Here is a 1,611-nt window from a genome sequence, read left to right as displayed (position 1 = left end):
AGAGGTCACACCCGTTCCCATACCGAACACGGAAGTTAAGCTCTTCAGCGCCGATGGTAGTTGGGGGTTTCCCCCTGTGAGAGTAGGACGTCGCCGGGCCTAAACATTCATTACATACAGTTTAGATCTTTGTAATAAGAAGCTTAAGACTCATTATTTGGGACAAGCCATTAATACATAGAAATGATTGAGTAAGTAGAAATGTTTAAACTTTATTTAGTTTGTTGAAATGATTACCCAGGAGGATTAGCTCAGCTGGGAGAGCACCTGCCTTACAAGCAGGGGGTCGGCGGTTCGAGCCCGTCATCCTCCACCAAGTTTTTTAAAACACGAACTTTCGTTTTAAAGAAATTTCATTACGGATTCACTTCGTATGAATAATGCCGGAGTAGCTCAACTGGTAGAGCAACTGACTTGTAATCAGTAGGTTGAGGGTTCAAGTCCTTTCTCCGGCACCACTTTTCGAGCCATTAGCTCAGTTGGTAGAGCATCTGACTTTTAATCAGAGGGTCGCAGGTTCGAATCCTGCATGGCTCACCATTTCTTATGAAATAAGATCATTTTATATATTGCGGGTATGGCGGAACTGGCAGACGCGCTAGACTTAGGATCTAGTGCCTTCGGGCGTGGGGGTTCGACTCCCTTTACCCGCACTTATAGTGCGGAAGTAGTTCAGTGGTAGAATACGACCTTGCCAAGGTCGGGGTCGCGGGTTCGAATCCCGTCTTCCGCTCCATATTTTTGCCGGGGTGGCGGAACTGGCAGACGCACAGGACTTAAAATCCTGCGATAGGTGACTATCGTACCGGTTCGATTCCGGTTCTCGGCATAAATAATTTTTTACACTTATATGCGCTCGTAGCTCAATTGGATAGAGCACCTGACTACGGATCAGGAGGTTGTGGATTCGACTTCTGCCGGGCGCACCATTATATTTTATTTCTAATAAATTTCGGGACGTAGCTCAGCTTGGTAGAGCACTTGGTTTGGGACCAAGGGGTCGCAGGTTCGAATCCTGTCTTCCCGACCATTAAGCTTTTTAAGCAGAATCACCGCATAAATAAGCTATCATCTTAAGTGGGATTATTACTTAATTAACTAACCCTTACTTTGGGGCCTTAGCTCAGCTGGGAGAGCGCCTGCCTTGCACGCAGGAGGTCAGCGGTTCGATCCCGCTAGGCTCCACCAATTACAAAAACTATATTAATTATCCTGGCGGCGTAGCTCAGCTGGCTAGAGCGTACGGTTCATACCCGTGAGGTCGGGGGTTCGATCCCCTCTGCCGCCATCTTAAAGGACCTTTAGCTCAGTTGGTTAGAGCAGACGGCTCATAACCGTCCGGTCGCAGGTTCGAGTCCTGCAAGGTCCACCACTTATTTATTATACAGCCATGGAGGTATACCCAAGCTCGGCTGAAGGGATCGGTCTTGAAAACCGACAGGGGAGTCAAATCCCGCGGGGGTTCGAATCCCTCTACCTCCTCCATTTTCACTAGTGGTAAAATTAAATAATACTTATATTGTTGTCGCGGGGTGGAGAAGTGGTATCTCGTCGGGCTCATAACCCGAAGGTCGCAGGTTCAAATCCTGCCCCCGCAACCAAATGGTCCCG

General features: G+C 48.2%; 13 tRNA genes and 1 rRNA gene. All 14 read left to right on the top strand.

The features are described from left to right. Nucleotides 1-99 (top strand): 5S ribosomal RNA (gene rrf / locus AC1TO4_RS19780); the annotation flags it as partial. A gap of 141 nt (nt 100-240) precedes the next feature. Next, nucleotides 241-316 (top strand) — tRNA-Val (locus AC1TO4_RS19775). 66 nt (nt 317-382) lie between these two features. After that, nucleotides 383-458 (top strand) — tRNA-Thr (locus AC1TO4_RS19770). Nucleotides 459-464: 6 nt separating this feature from the next. After that, nucleotides 465-540: transfer RNA gene (locus tag AC1TO4_RS19765), tRNA-Lys, on the top strand. Between the two features lie 31 nt (nt 541-571). Beyond that, nucleotides 572-653, top strand: a tRNA-Leu gene (locus AC1TO4_RS19760). An 8-nt stretch (nt 654-661) separates the two neighbouring features. Further along, nucleotides 662-736 (top strand) — tRNA-Gly (locus tag AC1TO4_RS19755). Nucleotides 737-743: 7 nt separating this feature from the next. Next, a tRNA-Leu gene (locus AC1TO4_RS19750) sits at nt 744-829 on the top strand. A 23-nt stretch (nt 830-852) separates the two neighbouring features. Then, nucleotides 853-929, top strand: a tRNA-Arg gene (locus tag AC1TO4_RS19745). Nucleotides 930-953: 24 nt separating this feature from the next. Beyond that, a tRNA-Pro gene (locus AC1TO4_RS19740) sits at nt 954-1,030 on the top strand. 82 nt (nt 1,031-1,112) lie between these two features. Next, nucleotides 1,113-1,188, top strand: a tRNA-Ala gene (locus AC1TO4_RS19735). A gap of 26 nt (nt 1,189-1,214) precedes the next feature. After that, nucleotides 1,215-1,288: transfer RNA gene (locus tag AC1TO4_RS19730), tRNA-Met, on the top strand. A gap of 7 nt (nt 1,289-1,295) precedes the next feature. Further along, a tRNA-Ile gene (locus AC1TO4_RS19725) sits at nt 1,296-1,372 on the top strand. Between the two features lie 20 nt (nt 1,373-1,392). Further along, nucleotides 1,393-1,485, top strand: a tRNA-Ser gene (locus tag AC1TO4_RS19720). Between the two features lie 41 nt (nt 1,486-1,526). Beyond that, a tRNA-Met gene (locus AC1TO4_RS19715) sits at nt 1,527-1,601 on the top strand. Nucleotides 1,602-1,611 lie beyond the last annotated feature (10 nt).

The sequence above is a fragment of the Sporosarcina sp. Y838 genome, assembly GCF_056786515.1.
Note: the sequence above shows the minus strand (reverse complement) of the source record. Positions and strands in the feature narration are given on the sequence as shown.